A 16,454-nucleotide genomic window follows, 5' to 3' on the forward strand; every position below is an offset into this window, starting at 1 on the left:
GCCACAGCTCGCCACCCTGCCGCGGCCCTACACTGGGGTCCGCTTCACCGCGAGGATGCAACACCATGGAATTCACCGCCTCGACCGGCTGGTGGGTCGCCACCGGCCTGCTGGTGGCCCTGGAACTGGCCAGCGGAACCTTCTACCTGCTGATGCTGGCCCTGGGCGCCGCCGCAGGGGCGCTGGCCGCCCACCTGGGACTGCTGCCCACCGCCCAGGTGGCCGCGGCCGCGCTGGTGGGCGGCGGCGCCACCGCCCTGCTGCACTGGCGGCGCCGGCGCCACCCGCAAGGCGCCCCCGCCGCGCAGAACCGCGACCTGCACCTGGACATCGGCGCCACCGTGCAGGTGAGCCACTGGAACCCTGATGGCACCACCCGGGTCGACCACCGCGGCACGCAGTGGAACGCCCGCCTCGAACATGGCCAGACCGGCCAAGCCGGCCCGCACCGCATCAGCGCGGTGGAGGCCAGCGGCCTGGTGCTGGTGCCGCTGCATCCCGCGGCCTGAATCCCCCCTTCCACACAAGGACTGCCCCATGGAAATCGCCCTCGTGCTGCTGGTCGTCGCGGCCATCTTCGTCAGCCAGGCCATCAAGATCGTGCCCCAGCAGCATGCCTGGGTGGTCGAGCGCCTGGGCAAGTACGACCGCACGCTCAGCCCCGGCCTGGCCTTCGTCACGCCCTTCATCGAGCGGGTGGCCTACAAGCACTCGCTCAAGGAGGTGCCGCTGGACGTGCCCAGCCAGGTCTGCATCACCAAGGACAACACCCAGCTGCAGGTGGACGGCATCATCTACTTCCAGGTGACCGACCCGATGCGGGCCAGCTACGGCTCCAGCAACTACGTGTTCGCCATCACCCAGCTGGCGCAGACGCTGCTGCGCTCGGTGATCGGCAAGATGGAGCTGGACAAGACCTTCGAGGAACGCGACCAGATCAACGGCGCGGTGGTCAGCGCGCTGGACGACGCGGCCGCCAACTGGGGCGTCAAGGTGCTGCGCTACGAGATCAAGGACCTGACCCCGCCGGCCGAGATCCTGCGCTCCATGCAGGCCCAGATCACCGCCGAGCGCGAGAAGCGCGCGCTGATCGCCGCCTCCGAGGGCCGCCGCCAGGAGCAGATCAACATCGCCTCGGGCGAGCGCGAGGCCTTCATCGCCCGCTCCGAAGGCCAGCGCCAGGCCGAGATCAACCAGGCCCAGGGCCAGGCCGCCGCCATCACCGCGGTGGCCGAAGCCACGGCCGAGGCCATCCGCAAGATCGCCGAGGCCATCCAGCACCCGGGCGGCGAACAGGCGGTGCAGCTCAAGGTGGCCGAGAAGGCGGTGGAGGCCTATGGCCAGCTGGCGCAGAAGAACAACACCATGATCGTGCCGGGCCACATGGGCGAGGTGGCCGGCCTGATCGGCACCGCGATGGCGCTGATGAAGGGCGGCGGCACGCCCGGCACCCGCTGAACCGCCACAAGAGCCCGGCATGGCCGCCCTGCCCAACGACCGTCTGATGGTCGCCATCGCCTCGCGCGCCCTGTTCGACTTCGAGGAGGAGAACCGGCTGTTCGAGACCGGCGACGACCAGGGCTACATGGCCTTGCAGATGCAGCGCCTGGACCAGCCGGCCGCGCCGGGCGTGGCCTTCTCGCTGGTGCAGAAGCTGCTGGCCTTCAACCGCGACCGGCCCCGGGTGGCGGTGGTCATCCTCTCGCGCAACGACCCGGTCTCCGGCATGCGCGTCTTCCGCAGCGCCCAGCACCATGGGCTGACGCTGGAACGCGGCGTCTTCACCCGCGGCGAAAGCCCCTGGCGCTATCTGCGGCCGCTGCAGGCCCAGCTCTTCCTGTCGGCCAACGAGACCGATGTGCGCTCGGCCCTGGCCGCCGGGGTGCCGGCCGCGCGGGTGCTGCCGCACGCCCGCCAGGCCTCCGACGCCCACCCCGACGAGCTGCGCATCGCCTTCGACGGCGACGCGGTGCTGTTCTCCGACGAGGCCGAGCAGGTCTTCCAACGCGACGGCCTGGCCGCCTTCCAGCAGCACGAGATCGATCGGGCCGCCCGCCCCCTGCCGCCCGGCCCCTTCAAGCCTCTGCTGGACGCGCTGACCCGGCTGCGCCTGAGCACACCCGAAACCGGCATGGGCCTGCGCACCGCGCTGGTCACCGCCCGTGGCGCCCCCGCGCACGAACGCGCCATCCGCACGCTGATGGCCTGGCAGGTGCCGGTGGACGAGGCCATGTTCCTGGGCGGCTGGGACAAGGGCCCCTTCCTGGCCGAGTTCGAGCCCGACTTCTTCTTCGACGACCAGACCCGGCATGTAGAGAACGCGGCTTCGCATGTGCCCGCCGGCCATGTGGACGCGGGCACGATGAACGGGCGCTGAAGCGCCGGCCTCGGCCTCAGGGCGTGAAGCCGCGCGCCTCGATGCGCACCAGGTCGAAGCGCACCGTGCCATCCGGCCCCGGCTCCACCCCCACCACGGTCTGCTGTGAAGCGCTGCCCGCCTTGAGCAGCACGTGACCGGGCTCGGGATGGTCGTCCTGGCAGCTCAGGCCGGTGGCGGTGCGGCTGCTGCGCTGGGCGCTGCCGGCGGTGCAGTCCAGCACCGGGCCCAGCCGGGCCAGGGCCTGGCGGTAGAAGGCCGCCACCTGCGGCAGGCTGTCGCGGCTGGCGTACTTCAGCGCCACCACCCGCAGGCCCAGCGAGCCGCCCCAGAGCTTGAGGTCCACCGCACTGTCGTCGCCGTCCGGGTCCCGGAAACGCTGGGCGCCGGGGTAGGCCGGCAGACCGACCTGGGCCACCGTGACCTCGGGCTCCACCGTCACCCCGGCGCTCCAGCCCGCCTGGGCGGCCGTGCCCGCGAGGCTGCCCGTCACCAGCCCGCCCACCACCAGCAGAGCCTTGCAGGCCGGCTGGCGCCATCCTGGCTTTGTCATCGCACACGCTCCTTGCTCGGTATGTCCTGTCCCGAGCGCATGCTCGCGGCCGACGGCCTGGCGGGCCAGCCCGCTGCGACGAAATGACCGCGGCGAGGCATGGACCGCCCATCCGACGGCATGGACGGCGCGCGGGAACACCCGCACGGAGAGGCCGCGCCTCCCGCGGCGAAAATGCGCGGTTTCGCCCCGCGCCCACCCGGCGCCCGGGCGCCCCTGTCCCGACACCACACACACCGGATGCCTTCTTCTGCATCGTCTCCCGAGCTGGCCGGCGGCACGACCGCCTCGGATTCGGCTTCCTCCGCCACCGTCACCCGTCACCCGCCCGGCCTGAAGGTCATCTTCATGGCCGAGATGTGGGAGCGCTTCAGCTACTACGGCATGCGCGCCCTGCTGGTGCTCTACCTGGTCAACGCCCTGGGCTACCAGCGTGCCGACGCGCTCCAGCTCTACGGGCTCTACACCGGCCTGGTCTACCTCACGCCGCTGCTGGGCGGCTACCTGGCCGATCGCTGGATCGGCACCCGCCTGGCCATGGTCATCGGCGGCGTGGTGATGATGCTGGGCCACTTCGCCATGGCCTTCGAGCCGCTGCTGCACGTGGCCCTGGGCCTGCTGATCGTGGGCAACGGCTTCTTCAAACCCAACAGCACCTCGCTGGTGGGCATGCTGTACGAACCGGGCGACCCGCGCTGCGCCGGCGGCTACACCATCTTCTACATGGGTGTGAATGTGGGCGCCTTCCTATCACCACTGGTGGCCGGGACGCTGGGCGAGCGCCTGGGCTGGCACTGGGGCTTTGCCAGCGCCGGCGTGGGCATGGCCTTCGGGCTGATCGCGCTGCTGTGGCGCCAGCCCCTGCTGGCCCGCGCCGGCCTGCGCGAGGGCCAGGCCCCGATTGGCTGGGCCGACGGGCCGCGCATCGCCGTCTGGACGGCCGGCAGCCTGGCCCTGGTGCTGGCGGTGCTGGGTGCCGGTCACCTGCTGGCGCCGCTGTGGGCATCGCTGGGTGCGACCGCCAAGGGCGTGGCGGGTCTGGTGCTGCTGGCGGCGGTGTTCTTCGGTCTCAAGCGCCCGCGCCAGGGCCGCGACGCCCAGCCCCTCACCCGCGCCGAGTGGTCGGCCATGCTCGTGATCGCCATCACCACCGTGTTCGTCATCGTGTTCTGGATGGGCTATGAGCAGGCCGGCGGCTCGATGAGCCTGTTCGCCGACCAGCAGACCGACCGTCACCTGATGGGCTGGGAGATCCCGGCCTCCTGGTTCCAGAGCATCAACCCGCTGGCCATCATGGCGCTGGCGCCGCTGTTCTCGGCCCTGTGGCTGCGCCTGGACCAGAGCCGCTACGCCCTGCCAGACCCGGCCAAGATGGGCCTGGGCATGATCGTGCTGGGCCTGGGCTTCGTGCTGATGGCCGCGGCCCAGAGCCGGGCCGAGGCCCTGGGCTCGGTGGGTCCGCTGTGGCTGGCCGGCGTGTACCTGCTGCACACCATCGGCGAACTGATGCTCTCACCGGTGGGCTATGCCATGGTTTCCCAGATCGCCCCGGCCCGGCTGGTGGGCCTGCTGATGGGTGTCTGGCTGGCTGGCATCGGCGTGGCCAATTACCTGGCCGGCGCGCTGGAGAGCCTGCTGGCCGGCAGCGGCATCCCGCCCTTCGTGTTCCTGTTCAGCTCGTCCATCGGCGCGGGCGTGCTGCTGCTGCTGATCACGCCCTGGCTGAACCGGCTGAGCCACCGGAGCGCAGACTGAGCGCGCAAGAAACAAGACTGCGACACAGCCGCTGACACCCCGAGGCCACGCATTGACACGCGTCAATGTGGCCTTCGGGCTGGGCTCGCAGACTGCTCCCCGACACGCCGGCCACCCGACCCGAGCCGGCGCCCCACCCCCGTCGAGAGGAGCCTGCCATGAGCACCACCATCTTCTTCATCCCCAGTGTCAACCTGATGGGCGCCGGCTGCCTGAAGGACGCCGCCGCCGACATCCAGTCCAAGGGCTGGCGCAAGGCCCTGGTGGTGACGGACGCCCCGCTGGTGCGTACCGGCCTGGTGGCCAAGGTGACCGAGCTGCTGGGCACGCATGGCGTCACCTCGGTGGTGTTCGACGGCGTCAAGCCCAACCCCAACGTGGCCAATGTGGAGGCCGGTCTGGCCCTGCTGAAGGCCAATGCCTGCGACTTCGTGATCTCGCTGGGCGGTGGCTCGCCGCACGACTGCGCCAAGGGCATCGCCCTGGTCGCTGCCAACGGCGGCCACATCACCGATTACGAGGGCCTGGACAAGTCCGCCAAGCCGCAACTGCCGCTGGTGGCCATCAACACCACCGCCGGCACGGCCAGCGAGATGACGCGCTTTTGCATCATCACCGACGACAGCCGGCACGTGAAGATGGCCATCGTGGACAAGCACACCACCCCGGTGCTGTCTGTCAACGACCCCGAGCTGATGATGGGCATGCCCGCCGGCCTGACCGCCGCCACCGGCATGGACGCGCTCACGCATGCGATCGAGGCCTATGTCTCCACCGCCGCCAACCCGATCACCGACGCCTGTGCCCTCAAGGCCGTCACGCTGATCAGCCAGCAGCTGCGCACCGCCGTCGCGCACGGCCAGGACGCCGCAGCCCGCGAGGCCATGGCCTATGCCCAGTTCCTGGCCGGCATGGCCTTCAACAACGCCTCGCTGGGTTATGTGCACGCCATGGCCCACCAGTTGGGTGGCTTCTACGACCTGCCGCACGGCGTGTGCAACGCCATCCTGCTGCCGCATGTGCAGGCCTTCAACGCCCGCGTGGCCGCCGGCCGGCTGGGCGATGTGGCCCGGGCCATGGGCGTGAACGTCGACAGCCTGACCGACGCGCAGGCCGCCCAGGCCTGCCTGACCGCGATCCGCCAGCTCAGCGCCGATGTGGGCATCCCGGCCGGCGTGGGCAGCCTGGGCGCCAAGGAAGCCGACATCCCCACCCTGGCCACCAACGCCATGAAGGATGCCTGCGGCCTGACCAACCCGGTGCAGCCGACCTTCGAAGAGGTCTGCGCGATCTTCCGCGCGGCGCTCTGAGCCGCCCCGGATGGGGGAGGGCGAGGGGCTAGACTCGCCCGATGCCCTCCCTGGTTTCGCTTTCCCCGCTCACCCTGGCGGACGGCCCCGAGTTCGTGGCCGCAGCCCTTGGCAGTCACCGCCTGCATGGCCGCTGGGTTCATCCCCCCCAGGATCTCGCCGCCTTCGCACAACGGCTGGAGCACCTGCAAGCCCCGAGCGGGCTGTGGCTGGGGGTCCGGCGTCGCGACAGTGGTGCGCTGGCCGGCAGCATCGAGCTGAGCCAGATCGTGCTGGGCAGCTTCCGCAGCGCCTACCTGGCCTACCTCGCCTTCGAAGGCCATGCCGGCCAGGGCCTGATGCGCGCCGGTGTGGGCCTGGCGGTCCGTCACGCCTTTGGGCCCTTGAAGCTGCACCGGCTGGAAGCCAACATCCAGCCGGAGAACCAGGCGTCCATCGCCCTGGTGAAGTCCTGCGGCTTCGAGCGCGAGGGCTACTCGCCGCGCTACCTGAAGATCGGCGGGCGTTGGCGCGACCACGAACGCTGGGCCATCCGGGCGGACTGAAGCCGGCCGGTCCTCGGTCGCTTGGCGCCTTCAGCCGAAGACCTTCTTCAGGATCTCGCTGCCGGTGCCGGCCGGATCGCGGCGAATCTTCTTCTCCTCCTCGCCGATCATCAGGTAGAGCCCGTCCAGCGCCTTGCGCGTGACGTACTGCTGGATGTTGGCGTCTTCCTTGGCCACCAGTCCCAGGCTGCTGGCCTGGCCGGCCACGGCGTTGTACTTGCTGGCCAGGTCCACCTTCTCGGTGGCCTGGGTCACGATGGGCAGGAAGCGCTCGGTCAGGGGCGACCGCGTCTTCTTGGCAAAGAAGTCGGTCACCGAGGTGTCGCCGCCCTTCACGATGCCCACCGCATCGTCCACCGACATGGTCTTGACCGCCTGCACCAGCAGGGTCTTGGCCTCGGGCACCGCCGCCTCGGCCGCGCGGTTCATGGCCGTGACGAGTTCATCGACGCGCTTTTGCTGACCGGTGAACTTGAGCATCTGGGCCGCGTCCTTCAAGACACCCGGCAGCGGGATCTTGACCTTGGGGTTGCCCAGAAAGCCGTCCTGCCGGCCCAGCAGGGACACGGCACTCTCGGCTCCGCGCTCCAGTGCCGTCTTGACGCCCAGCGTGGCATCCGCCTGGCTGAACAGCGCAGCCCGGGCCGGCAACCCGGCCGCCACGCCCAGCAGGCCGCCCAGGGCCCAGCGGCCGCAGTCACGTCGCTTGAACAGCATCTTCTTCCTCCTGTGTGGGGTGTCGGCCTCATGGTGCGCCAGGCACCGGGGGCTGGCAACCCACCCGCAGCGGCAGCACGTGACTTAGGGTAAAACCGGTACCTCATCCTCCCACATCCATCCGCGTGGCAACCCCCACTTCAGCGCCCTGCGACGACCCGTCCCTGCCCCTGACGCGCTGGGGCCGTGGCTGGCAGCGCTGGCGCCCCTGGCTGCTGGCGGGCCTGGGCCTGCTGCTGGCCGCCCTGGTGGGCGCGGCCCTGGCCCATCTGCTGCAGGAGGTGCGCTACGGCCAGGTGATGGGCGCCGTGCGCCGCACCCCGGGCATCTGGCTGCTGTGGTCGCTGCTGGCCACTGCCATCAGCTACGCCACCCTCACCCAGTACGACGCCTCGGCCTTGCGCTACATCGGCGCCAAGGTGCCCCGCGGCACGGTGACCCTCACCGCCTTCGTGGCCTATGCGCTGTCCAACACCATCGGCCTGGGCCCGCTGTCCGGCGGGGCGGTGCGCATGCGGCTGTACACCCAGGCCGGGCTGGAGCCCGGACAGATCGCCCGGGTGATCGGCTTCAACACGGTGGCCTTCCTGCTGGGCATGCTGGCCTTCGGGGCCCTGGGCTTGCTGTGGGGCGCCCCCACCATCGCCCCGCTGCTGCATGTGGTGCCCGGCAGCCTGCAGGCACTGGCCGTGGCGCTGCTGCTGGGCCTGGCGGCCTTTGTGGGGCTGTGCCACCGGCAGCGGGTGCTGGCCTGGCGCTGGGGGCCCCAGCGGCGCTGGCACGTGGGCCTGCGCCTGCCCCCGGCCGGCCTGGCCCTGGCGCAGCTGGCCATCTCGGCGGTGGAACTCACCGCCTCGGGCCTGGCCCTGTGGTGCCTGCTGCCCGAGAACCCGCTGCCGCTGCTGAGCTTCCTGGCGCTGTACGCGGTGGCCATCTCGGCGGCCCTGGTCAGCCATGTGCCCGGCGGCGTGGGCGTGTTCGAGGCGGTGATGCTGCTGGCCGCCGGCCCGCACCTGCCCACCGCCCAGCTGCTGGGCGCCCTGCTGCTCTACCGCGGCCTGTACTACGTGCTGCCCCTGGTGCTGGCCAGCGGCCTGCTGGTGGCCTACGAGCTGCGGCCGGCGGCGGTGGCCCCGATGGGCCGGGCGGCGGTGCGGCAAAGCCCGCGTCTGCTGGCGGCCCTCACCCTGGTGGCCGGCCTCTGGCTGGTGGTCTCCGGGGTGACGCCCTTCACCCGCGACGCCCGCGAGGTGCTGGTGGCGCTGAACGTGCCGCTGCCGCTGATCGAGGCCTCGCACTTCCTGGGCAGCGTGGCCGGCCTGGGCCTCTTGGTGGTGGCCCGAGGCCTGCTGCACCGGCTGGATGCGGCCTGGTGGGCCGCCCTGGGGTTGTCGCTGGTGGCTGCGGTGCTGGCCCTGCCCAAGGGCATCGCCCTGAACGAGGCGGCCCTGCTCCTCACGCTGGCGGTGCTGCTGGTCGTCTCGCGCCGGCAGTTCGACCGCCCGTCCTCGCTGTTCGCCCAGCACCTGGAGCCCGAGTGGCTGGTGGGGCTGGCCGGCGTGCTGCTGGCCAGCCTGTGGATCCTGTTCTTCGCCTACAAGCAGGTGGCCTACAGCAACCACCTGTGGTGGCAGTTCGAGCTGGATGGCCAGGCCCCACGCTCGCTGCGCGCCCTGACCGCCATCGCCCTGTTGTCGCTGGCCCTGGGCCTGTGGCAGATGCTGCGCCCCCGGGCCAACACCCTGAGCCGCCCCACGGCCGAGGAGATCGCCCGGGCTGCGGCCCTGGTGCAGGCCGGCCCGCGGGCCGAAGGCTGCTACCTGCTGATGGGTGACAAGCACCTGCTGTTCTCACCCAGCGGCCGCAGCTTCCTGATGTACGGGCGCCAGGGCCGCACCTGGGTGTCGCTGTTCGGGCCCTTCGGCGAACGTCGGGAGTGGCCGGACCTGGTCTGGCAGTTCATCGAACTGGCCACCGCGCACGGGGGGCGACCCGCCTTCTACCAGGTGCGCCCGGCCCACCTGCCGCTGTACCTGGACTGCGGGCTGCAGGCCATCAAGCTCGGTGAGTACGCCCAGGTCAGCCTGCCGGATTTCAGCCTCAAAGGGGGCAAGCGGGCCAATCTGCGGGCCGGCGTGAACCGCGGCGAGCGCGAAGGCCTGAGCTTCGAGGTCGTCCCGCCCGAGGCCGTGCCCGCCCTGCTGCCGGAGCTCAAGGCCATCTCGGACGCCTGGCTGGAACAGCAGCAGGGCCGCGAGAAGGGCTTCTCGGTGGGCCGCTTCGACCCGGACTACCTGCGCCAGCTGCCCGTGGCCCTGGTGCGCCAGCATGACCGCCTGGTGGCCTTCGCCAATCTGCAGCTGACCGCCTGCCACGAGGAAGCCAGTGTCGACCTGATGCGCCACCGGCCCGAGGCACCGGCCGGCACCATGGATTTCCTCTTCGCCAAGGTGATGCTGCACCTGCAGGCCGAGGGCTACCAGTGGTTCGGCCTGGGCATGTCCCCGCTGGCCGGCATGGCCGAGCGCCGCAGGGCCCCCCGCTGGCAACGGCTGGGCCGCCTGCTGTACAAGTACGGGGACCGCTTCTACCGCTTCCGCGGCCTGCGCAGCTTCAAGGACAAGTTCGAACCCGGCTGGGAGGCCCGCTACCTGGCCACGCCGGGCGGTCTGGCCCCGGTGTTCGCGCTGGCCGACATCGCGGTGCTGATCGGCGGTCACCCTGACGAAATCGAGACCTGATGTTGCTGCCACTTTTTCTGCGTCATCCCTGGACCTCCCGCCCGCTGTCCCTGGGCATCGGCATGGGCCTGCTCGGCGCCAGCGCCTTGGCGGCGGTGCCGGCCCCACAAATGGTGTCCCACGGCCTGTTCAGCAACGTCAAGGTGCAACGCCCCGAGGGCACGCCCCAGCAGTTCGTGCTGCTGCTGCAAAACCAGGCCGAGGGCCCCAGCCCGGCCGAACAGGCGCTGGCCGAGAAGATGGTGGCCAGCGGCGCCATGGTGGCCAGCGTGCCGCTGCCCCCGTTCTACCAGCGCCTGGCGGCCCAGGACGGCAAGTGCACCTACCCCGGCGGCGCCTTCGAGAACCTCTCGCGCAGCATCCAGGCCCAGGACCACCTGCCCAACTACCTGCTGCCCCTGCTGGTGGGCAGCGGGTCGGCAGCGGCCGTCACCTACGCCGCCCTGGCCCAGACCCCGGCGGGCACCTTCGCCGGTGGACTGTCGCTGGGCTTCTGCCCCCGCCTGCCGCTGACCCCGCCGATGTGCGCCGGCCCAACGCTGAAGTGGCAGGCCGGGGCCGACAGCGCCGGGGTGGATCTGCTGCCGGCGCCATCCGCGCTGGCCACCCACTGGATGGCCCTGGGCGGCGGCGAAGAGAACTGCAGCAGTGCGCAGGCCCAGGCCTTCGTGCAGAAGGTGCCCCAGGCCAAATGGCTGGGCGCTGGCGCCCCGGCCGCCAACGGCTTGCCCGCCGGCTTCGAGGCCGCCTGGGCAGCCCTGGCCGTCAAGCAGGTGCCGCTGGGACCGCCGCCCAGTCAGCTGTCCGACCTGCCCCTGATCGAGCTGCCCACGCCGGACGATGGCGCCAGCACACCCCCCGCGGGGCGTGGCCAGTCCACCTTCGCCGTGCTGATCTCGGGCGATGGCGGCTGGGCCAGCATTGACAAGGGCATCGCCAAAGCCCTGGTGGCCCAGGGCGTGCCGGTGGCCGGACTGGATTCGCTGCGCTACTTCTGGAGCGAGCGCACGCCCGAGGGCCTGGCCACCGACCTGGACCGGGTCATCCGCTACTACGCCGCCCGCTGGGGCCGCAGCAAGGTGATCCTGATCGGCTATTCGCAAGGGGCCGACGTGCTGCCCTTCGCGCTCAACCGCCTGCCCCCCGGCACCCGGGCCCGGGTGCAGCTGGCAGCCCTGCTGGGGCCGGGGCAGAAGGCCTCGTTCGAGTTCCACGTCAGCAACTGGATTGGCCCCAGCGGCGACAAGCCCATCCTGCCCGAGGCCCGCAAGCTGTCGGCCAGCAACACCCTGTGCGTGTATGGCGAAAGCGAGAAGGACTCGCTGTGCCCCGAGCTCAGCCCGGCCCAGGCCCGGCCGCTGCCGCTGACCGGGGGCCACCACTTCGGCGGCGACTACGAGGGCCTGGCCGGCAAGATCCTGGAGGCCGCGGGCCGCTGAGGGCATGATCGCGCCATGGACGACTTCGACCTCAACCCCGACTTCTTCAAGCCGCCGGCCTTTCGCCCGGACGAGGCCCTGCAGCACCTGCGACGCGAGCTGCGTGCGCTGGGCCTGAACGAACGCGAGGGGCGCTTCGAGCGCCAGGGCCAGGCCCTGCTGAAGGACGTGGCCGTCTCGCCCGACGGCGTGGCCCTGAACCTGGCATTGGCGCGGCGGCTGGCCCGCACCCCCGAATGGCAGCCCCGCAGCCTGCGCGACAGCGCCCAGCTGCGTGACCTGCTGGCCGAGGTGAAGAAGCGCCTGTCGGCCGCTGCCGACGAGGAGTGATCACTTCTCGACGATCACGAAGTGCTTGCGCAGCGTCTGCAGCACCTCGAAGGAGCCGCGGAAGTTCGGCGGGATCATCACCGCCTGGCCCGGGCCGATGTCGGTCACCGAGCCGTCCTCGCCATGCAGCCGGGCCTGGCCCGAGATGACATGGAAGTACTCGTGCTCGGCCGGGCCGAACTCGATGCGCCAGCGGCCGGGTTCGCAGTCCCAGATGCCGGCGCACAGACCCTCGGGGCCGCTTTCGTACAGGGTCCAGGTCGAGCGCAGCGGCGCACCCAGCTCGCGGCGCTCCTCACGCGGCTGGTCGATCACCGGTGCCTGGGCCGGGACGTCGAAGCGGACAATGGACACCATGGGAAACCTCTCGTGGATACAGCGCTGAGGCGCAGGCTCAGCGCACGGTCATCGGGATGGTGACCGGCCCGTCATTGACCAGGTGCACCTGCATGTCGGCACCGAACTCGCCGGTGCCCACCTGCGGGTGACGCGAGCGGGCCTGGGCCACCAGATGGTCGTACAGGGTCTGGCCCAGCGCCGCGGGCGCCGCGCCGGTGAAACTGGGCCGGTTGCCGCTGCGGGTGTCGGCGGCCAGCGTGAACTGCGAGACCAGCAGCAGACCGCCGGGCGTGCCAGCACCGTCCAGGTCCTGCACGCTGCGGTTCATCTTGCCAGCGGCGTCGCTGAAGATGCGCAGCTTGAGCAGCTTGTCCAGCAGCTTGTCGGCCTGGGCCGGCGTGTCCTCGGGCTCGGCGCAGACCAGCACCAGCAAGCCCTGTCCGATGGCCCCGGTGACCCGGCCGGCCACCTCCACCCGAGCGTCGTGCACCCGCTGAATCACTGCAATCAAGCCAGAACCCTGAAGATCAATGCGGAAGTGCGGATGATAGCCAGTCGTGTTGTAACAGGCAGGTACACGCGCCCCATTTCAAATGTGTAGGATGCACACCCTTCCCCGTCGGCATTTCAAGGAGTCCTGACCGATGTCCGCCACCGCCCGTTCCCGTTCGTCCCGTTGGCTCAGCCTGGTGCTGGCCGCCAGCCTCAGCTATGCGGGCATGTTGCAGGGCGCACAGGCAGCGCTGATCGGCACCGATGCCGTGGCGGCGGCGCAAGCCCCGGCCAGCCGTTCCGGCGCGGAATCCCGCGCCCTGCTGAACCATGCGCTGGACCGTGCGGACGTGGTCCAGGCCCTGCAGGACCGGGGCGTCGATCCGGCCGAGGCCCGTGCCCGCGTGGCCGCCCTGAGCGATGCGCAAGCCCAGTGGATGGCCAGCCAGATCGACCAGGCCCCCGCCGCCGGCAGCGACATCCTGGGCGTGCTGGTCTTCCTGTTCGTGCTGCTGTTGATCACCGACATCCTGGGCCTGACCAAGGTCTTCCCCTTCACCCGCTCGGCCCGCTGAGCCGCTTGCAGGTCTTGAAGGGCCCGGTATCCCGCCGGCGGCGCCTGCTGGCCTGGCTGGCGGGCTCCGCCTGGGTTTCGGCCGGCCTGACGGGCTGCGCCAGCCTGGACGCACCGTCCATCACCGCGTTGCAGGCACGGCCTCCGGCCGACCTGCCTCGCCAGGTTTTGCTGCGCGGGGTGCCCTTCTTTCCCGATGAAGGCACCTTGTGCGGCCCGGCCACCCTGGCGAGCGTGCTCGGGGCGGCCGGCCGGCCGGTGTTGCCCGAAACGCTGACGCCGCAGGTCTATCTGCCCGGCCGCGAGGGCAGTCTGCAACCGGAAATGCTGGCCGCCGCCGCGCGGCAGGGCGCCCTGGCCGTGCAACTGCCCCCCCGGCTGGAGGCCGTGTTGAGGACGCTTGCCGCCGGCCAGCCGGCGCTGGTGCTAGTGAATCTGTCGCTGCCGATCTGGCCGCGCTGGCACTACGCCGTGGTGGTGGGCTATGACCTGGACCAGGGCGAGGTGCATCTGCATTCCGGCACCCAGGGTGATGCCCGGTGGTCACTGCAGACCTTCGAGCACACCTGGGCCCGCAGCGAACACTGGGCCATGGTGGCCAACCCGCCGGATCGGCTCCCGGCCATGGCCGACGCGACCGCAGTGCAGGAGTCGCTGTTGAGCCTGGAGCGGGCCCGCGGCGCGGCCGCTGCCCGACCGGGCTGGGAAGCGGCCGCCCAACGCTGGCCCGACGCCCTGGTGATCGGCATGGGGCTGGGTAACAGCCGTTACGCGACAGGCGACCTGCCCGGCGCCGCCCAAGCCTTCGAGCAGGTGGCCCGCACACACGACAGCGCCGCCGCATGGAACAACCTGGCCGAGCTGCGTCGCGCGCTGGGCCAGCCCGACGCCGCGCGGGAGGCTGCGCGCCGCGCCTGGCAGCGCGCCCTCAGCGCAGAGCCGGCCTTCCAGCCGGCCGTGCGCGACACGCTGCGCGAGCTGGGCCTGTCGCCCGACACCCTGGCCGCCACGCCCGCCGCGCCTTGAGCGGCTGGGCGCTGCTGGCCTTCAGAAGTTGGTGATGGCCAGCAGCTCGACCTCGAAGGTCAGCGTGGCATTGGGCGGGATCACGCCGCCCGCACCACGGCTGCCGTAGGCAATGGCCGGCGGGCAGGTCAGCTTGGCCTTGCCGCCCGCCTTCATGCGCTGCAGACCCTCGGTCCAGCAGGGGATGACGCGGTTGAGCGGGAACTCGGCCGGCTGGCCGCGGCGGTAGGAGCTGTCGAACTCGGTGCCGTCGGCCAGCGTGCCGCGGTAGTTCACCTTCACCGTGTCGGTGGCCTTGGGCGACAGACCGGTGCCGACCTTGATGTCCTGGAAGACCAGGCCGCTGGCGGTGGTGACCAGCGCGGCCGGAGCCGGGTCGGCGGCCAGAGCCAGCGAGGACAGGGACAGTGCCAGGGCACCGGCGGCAAACGACAGACGCATCATGGGAAGAATCCTTTCAGAAGCCAGAGGCCCGGACGCGCCGGGCGGCAGGCCGCAAGCTTAGCCGGCTTCAGCCCAGGGTCACGCGGGCGAACTTGCGCTTGCCCACCTGCAGCACGAAGGTGCCGGCCTCGACCTTGAGGCCCTTGTCATTGACCACCGTGCCGTCGATGCGCACACCGCCCTGCTCCACCATGCGCAGGCCTTCGCTGCCGCTGGCCACCAGGTTGGCGGCCTTGAGCAGCGCGCCGATGGCCATCGGCGCACCGCTGAGCGTCAGCTCGGGGATGTCGTCGGGGATGCCGCCCTTGCTGCGGTTGACGAAATCCTGCTCGGCAGCCTCGGCCGCAGCGGCGTTGTGGAAGCGCGCGGTGATCTCCTTGGCCAGGGCGACCTTGGCGTCGCGCGGGTTGCGCCCGCCCTCGACCTCGGCCTTCAGCGCGGCGATGTCGGCCTCGGAGCGGAAGGACAGCAGGGTGAACCAGCGCCACATCAGCTCGTCGCTGACCGACATGACCTTGGCGAACATGGAGTTGGCCGGCTCGGTGATGCCGATGTAGTTGCCCTTGGACTTGGACATCTTGTCCACGCCGTCCAGGCCCTCCAGCAGCGGCATGGTCAGGATGCACTGCGGCTCCTGGCCGTACTCGGCCTGCAGGTGGCGGCCCATCAGCAGGTTGAACTTCTGGTCGGTGCCGCCCAGCTCCAGGTCGCTCTTGAGCGCCACCGAGTCGTAGCCCTGCATCAGGGGGTAGAGGAACTCGTGCACCGAGATGGCGGTGCCGCTCTGGAAGCGCTTGGTGAAGTCCTCGCGCTCGAGCATGCGGGCCACGGTGTACTTGGCCGCCAGCTGGATCATGCCGCGCGCGCCCAGCGGGTCGCACCACTCGCTGTTCCAGCGCACCTCGGCCCGGTCCATGTCCACCACCAGGCGGATCTGCTCGAAGTAGGTCTTGGCGTTGGCCTCGATCTGCTCGCGGGTGAGCGGCGGACGGGTGCTGTTGCGGCCGGAGGGATCGCCGATGGTGGTGGTGAAGTCGCCGATCAGCGGGATCACGGCCAGGCCCAGGTCCTGCAGCTGGCGCATCTTGTTGAGCACCACCGTGTGGCCCAGGTGCAGGTCCGGCGCGGTCGGATCCATGCCGAACTTGATGCGCAGCGGCACGCCCGTGGCTTCCCAACGCTGGAGCTTCTTCACCCAGTCGGCTTGCGGCAGCAGCTCGGCGCAGCCGCGCAGGCTGATGGCCAGGGCCTCCTGCACACGGTCGCTCAAGGGGAGATCGGAGGGCACGGCGCCGGCCGGGGCCTGGGCTGCATCAAGGTCGGACATGGTGGTTCAAAGCGGGGTGAATCGCCCTTGGGACACAGGTCGGCTTGCTATACTCGACCGATCGGTTGCTGACCGGCATCGTGGCCAAGCCCGGGCGCAAAACGCCCGATTCTACGAGGGAGTCCACGGAGTGCCGGAGAGGTCGCCCCAGCCTGCGCCAGGACGGCGTCGTCCGCGCAGGCTGGTTCGTATCAGGCCGGGACGCCGGTGCCGCTTCAGGGAGCAGCCCCCACCCACCGCCTGACCACATCGCTGACTTTCCGGACGGGGCCCGGCCCCGGCAGAACCTTGAGCTTGTTGGGCCCCTTCTCCCGTTTTCCCTTGGCATCGCTGCAAAGCGCCCTCGCCTCGGCCTCCCACTCCCTTCGACAGCATCCCCGCGCCGTGGCCGCCGCCGTGCTGGCCCTGGTCGCCGGCACCGGTGTCACCGCCTTCGGCATCGCGCCGCTGGCCCCGGATGCGGCCCAGTTGCCCCGCCGCCAGAT

Annotated in this window: 17 protein-coding genes; 11 read left to right on the forward strand and 6 right to left on the reverse strand. The window is 70.9% G+C overall.

The window, feature by feature from the left end; translation table 11 throughout:
* Positions 1-65: 65 nt before the first annotated feature.
* Genes I73_RS15375 through I73_RS15385 form a run of 3 tightly spaced genes read left to right on the forward strand, consistent with a single transcriptional unit; the run spans position 66 to position 2,377 of the window.
* On the forward strand, positions 66-509 hold the full coding sequence (locus I73_RS15375; RefSeq protein WP_022981427.1) for an NfeD family protein: 444 nt from the start codon (positions 66-68) through the stop codon (positions 507-509).
* Positions 510-537: 28 nt separating this feature from the next.
* A complete protein-coding gene (locus tag I73_RS15380) occupies positions 538-1,458 on the forward strand; it encodes an SPFH domain-containing protein (RefSeq protein ID WP_022981428.1) in 921 nt (306 codons plus the stop codon).
* 19 nt (positions 1,459-1,477) lie between these two features.
* Entirely contained in the window at positions 1,478-2,377 is a 900-nt protein-coding gene (locus I73_RS15385; protein WP_022981429.1) for a 5'-nucleotidase, read from the forward strand.
* Between the two features lie 16 nt (positions 2,378-2,393).
* Here the strand turns inward: I73_RS15385 and I73_RS15390 are convergent, their stop codons facing one another.
* Positions 2,394-2,930 (reverse strand): hypothetical protein, encoded by a 537-nt coding sequence (locus I73_RS15390; RefSeq protein ID WP_022981430.1) that lies wholly within the window; start codon positions 2,928-2,930, stop codon positions 2,394-2,396.
* Between the two features lie 240 nt (positions 2,931-3,170).
* Here I73_RS15390 and I73_RS15395 point away from each other — a divergent pair, with 240 nt between their 5' ends.
* From I73_RS15395 to I73_RS15405, 3 genes are all read left to right on the forward strand, one after another.
* Positions 3,171-4,685, forward strand: a complete 1,515-nt coding sequence (locus I73_RS15395) for a peptide MFS transporter (RefSeq protein WP_022981431.1) — start codon at positions 3,171-3,173, stop codon at positions 4,683-4,685.
* 158 nt (positions 4,686-4,843) lie between these two features.
* Entirely contained in the window at positions 4,844-5,995 is a 1,152-nt protein-coding gene (gene yiaY / locus I73_RS15400) for an L-threonine dehydrogenase (protein WP_022981432.1), read from the forward strand.
* A 41-nt stretch (positions 5,996-6,036) separates the two neighbouring features.
* Positions 6,037-6,540: a GNAT family N-acetyltransferase gene (locus tag I73_RS15405; RefSeq protein WP_026096794.1), complete on the forward strand. Its 504-nt coding sequence runs from the start codon at positions 6,037-6,039 to the stop codon at positions 6,538-6,540.
* A gap of 30 nt (positions 6,541-6,570) precedes the next feature.
* Here I73_RS15405 and I73_RS15410 read toward each other — a convergent pair whose 3' ends face one another.
* Positions 6,571-7,257 (reverse strand): DUF4197 domain-containing protein, encoded by a 687-nt coding sequence (locus I73_RS15410; RefSeq protein ID WP_022981433.1) that lies wholly within the window; start codon positions 7,255-7,257, stop codon positions 6,571-6,573.
* A gap of 125 nt (positions 7,258-7,382) precedes the next feature.
* Between I73_RS15410 and mprF the strand changes: the two genes are divergently transcribed.
* From mprF to I73_RS15425, 3 genes are read left to right on the forward strand one after another with little or no spacing between them, the layout of a single operon-like run.
* Entirely contained in the window at positions 7,383-9,998 is a 2,616-nt protein-coding gene (gene mprF / locus I73_RS28230; RefSeq protein WP_022981434.1) for a bifunctional lysylphosphatidylglycerol flippase/synthetase MprF, read from the forward strand.
* Complete coding sequence (locus tag I73_RS15420) at positions 9,998-11,437, forward strand: virulence factor family protein (protein ID WP_022981435.1); 1,440 nt, start codon at positions 9,998-10,000, stop codon at positions 11,435-11,437. Before mprF ends, I73_RS15420 begins: the two co-directional genes overlap by 1 nt.
* A gap of 15 nt (positions 11,438-11,452) precedes the next feature.
* Positions 11,453-11,767, forward strand: coding sequence for a hypothetical protein (locus I73_RS15425; protein WP_022981436.1), 315 nt, complete (start codon positions 11,453-11,455; stop codon positions 11,765-11,767).
* On the opposite strand, the gene I73_RS15430 is transcribed toward I73_RS15425, so the two are convergent.
* Both I73_RS15430 and dtd read right to left on the reverse strand, forming a co-directional pair.
* A complete protein-coding gene (locus tag I73_RS15430) occupies positions 11,768-12,124 on the reverse strand; it encodes a cupin domain-containing protein (protein ID WP_022981437.1) in 357 nt (118 codons plus the stop codon).
* A gap of 37 nt (positions 12,125-12,161) precedes the next feature.
* The gene (gene dtd, locus I73_RS15435; RefSeq protein WP_022981438.1) at positions 12,162-12,617 is read right to left on the reverse strand and encodes a D-aminoacyl-tRNA deacylase; all 456 of its coding nucleotides are present in this window, start codon (positions 12,615-12,617) and stop codon (positions 12,162-12,164) included.
* Positions 12,618-12,750: 133 nt separating this feature from the next.
* On the opposite strand from dtd, the gene I73_RS15440 reads away from it, so the two are divergent.
* On the forward strand, positions 12,751-13,173 hold the full coding sequence (locus I73_RS15440) for a PA2779 family protein (RefSeq protein ID WP_022981439.1): 423 nt from the start codon (positions 12,751-12,753) through the stop codon (positions 13,171-13,173).
* 5 nt (positions 13,174-13,178) lie between these two features.
* Entirely contained in the window at positions 13,179-14,198 is a 1,020-nt protein-coding gene (locus tag I73_RS28235; RefSeq protein ID WP_022981440.1) for a PA2778 family cysteine peptidase, read from the forward strand.
* A 21-nt stretch (positions 14,199-14,219) separates the two neighbouring features.
* Here the strand turns inward: I73_RS28235 and I73_RS15450 are convergent, their stop codons facing one another.
* Both I73_RS15450 and tyrS read right to left on the reverse strand, forming a co-directional pair.
* Entirely contained in the window at positions 14,220-14,639 is a 420-nt protein-coding gene (locus I73_RS15450) for an FKBP-type peptidyl-prolyl cis-trans isomerase (RefSeq protein ID WP_040500467.1), read from the reverse strand.
* Positions 14,640-14,709: 70 nt separating this feature from the next.
* Positions 14,710-15,969: a tyrosine--tRNA ligase gene (gene tyrS / locus I73_RS15455; RefSeq protein WP_022981442.1), complete on the reverse strand. Its 1,260-nt coding sequence runs from the start codon at positions 15,967-15,969 to the stop codon at positions 14,710-14,712.
* Positions 15,970-16,454 lie beyond the last annotated feature (485 nt).

It is taken from the genome of Ideonella sp. B508-1, assembly GCF_000333615.1.
Classification (GTDB): Bacteria; Pseudomonadota; Gammaproteobacteria; order Burkholderiales; family Burkholderiaceae_C; genus Ideonella.

Coding starts and splice junctions, on each gene's coding strand:
- I73_RS15375 (WP_022981427.1), top strand. CDS start 66: ATGGAATTCACCGCCTCGACCGGCTGGTGGGTCGCCACCGGCCTGCTG.
- I73_RS15380 (WP_022981428.1), top strand. CDS start 538: ATGGAAATCGCCCTCGTGCTGCTGGTCGTCGCGGCCATCTTCGTCAGC.
- I73_RS15385 (WP_022981429.1), top strand. CDS start 1,478: ATGGCCGCCCTGCCCAACGACCGTCTGATGGTCGCCATCGCCTCGCGC.
- I73_RS15390 (WP_022981430.1), bottom strand. CDS start 2,930: ATGACAAAGCCAGGATGGCGCCAGCCGGCCTGCAAGGCTCTGCTGGTG.
- I73_RS15395 (WP_022981431.1), top strand. CDS start 3,171: ATGCCTTCTTCTGCATCGTCTCCCGAGCTGGCCGGCGGCACGACCGCC.
- yiaY (WP_022981432.1), top strand. CDS start 4,844: ATGAGCACCACCATCTTCTTCATCCCCAGTGTCAACCTGATGGGCGCC.
- I73_RS15405 (WP_026096794.1), top strand. CDS start 6,037: ATGCCCTCCCTGGTTTCGCTTTCCCCGCTCACCCTGGCGGACGGCCCC.
- I73_RS15410 (WP_022981433.1), bottom strand. CDS start 7,257: ATGCTGTTCAAGCGACGTGACTGCGGCCGCTGGGCCCTGGGCGGCCTG.
- I73_RS15420 (WP_022981435.1), top strand. CDS start 9,998: ATGTTGCTGCCACTTTTTCTGCGTCATCCCTGGACCTCCCGCCCGCTG.
- I73_RS15425 (WP_022981436.1), top strand. CDS start 11,453: ATGGACGACTTCGACCTCAACCCCGACTTCTTCAAGCCGCCGGCCTTT.
- I73_RS15430 (WP_022981437.1), bottom strand. CDS start 12,124: ATGGTGTCCATTGTCCGCTTCGACGTCCCGGCCCAGGCACCGGTGATC.
- I73_RS15440 (WP_022981439.1), top strand. CDS start 12,751: ATGTCCGCCACCGCCCGTTCCCGTTCGTCCCGTTGGCTCAGCCTGGTG.
- I73_RS15450 (WP_040500467.1), bottom strand. CDS start 14,639: ATGCGTCTGTCGTTTGCCGCCGGTGCCCTGGCACTGTCCCTGTCCTCG.
- tyrS (WP_022981442.1), bottom strand. CDS start 15,969: ATGTCCGACCTTGATGCAGCCCAGGCCCCGGCCGGCGCCGTGCCCTCC.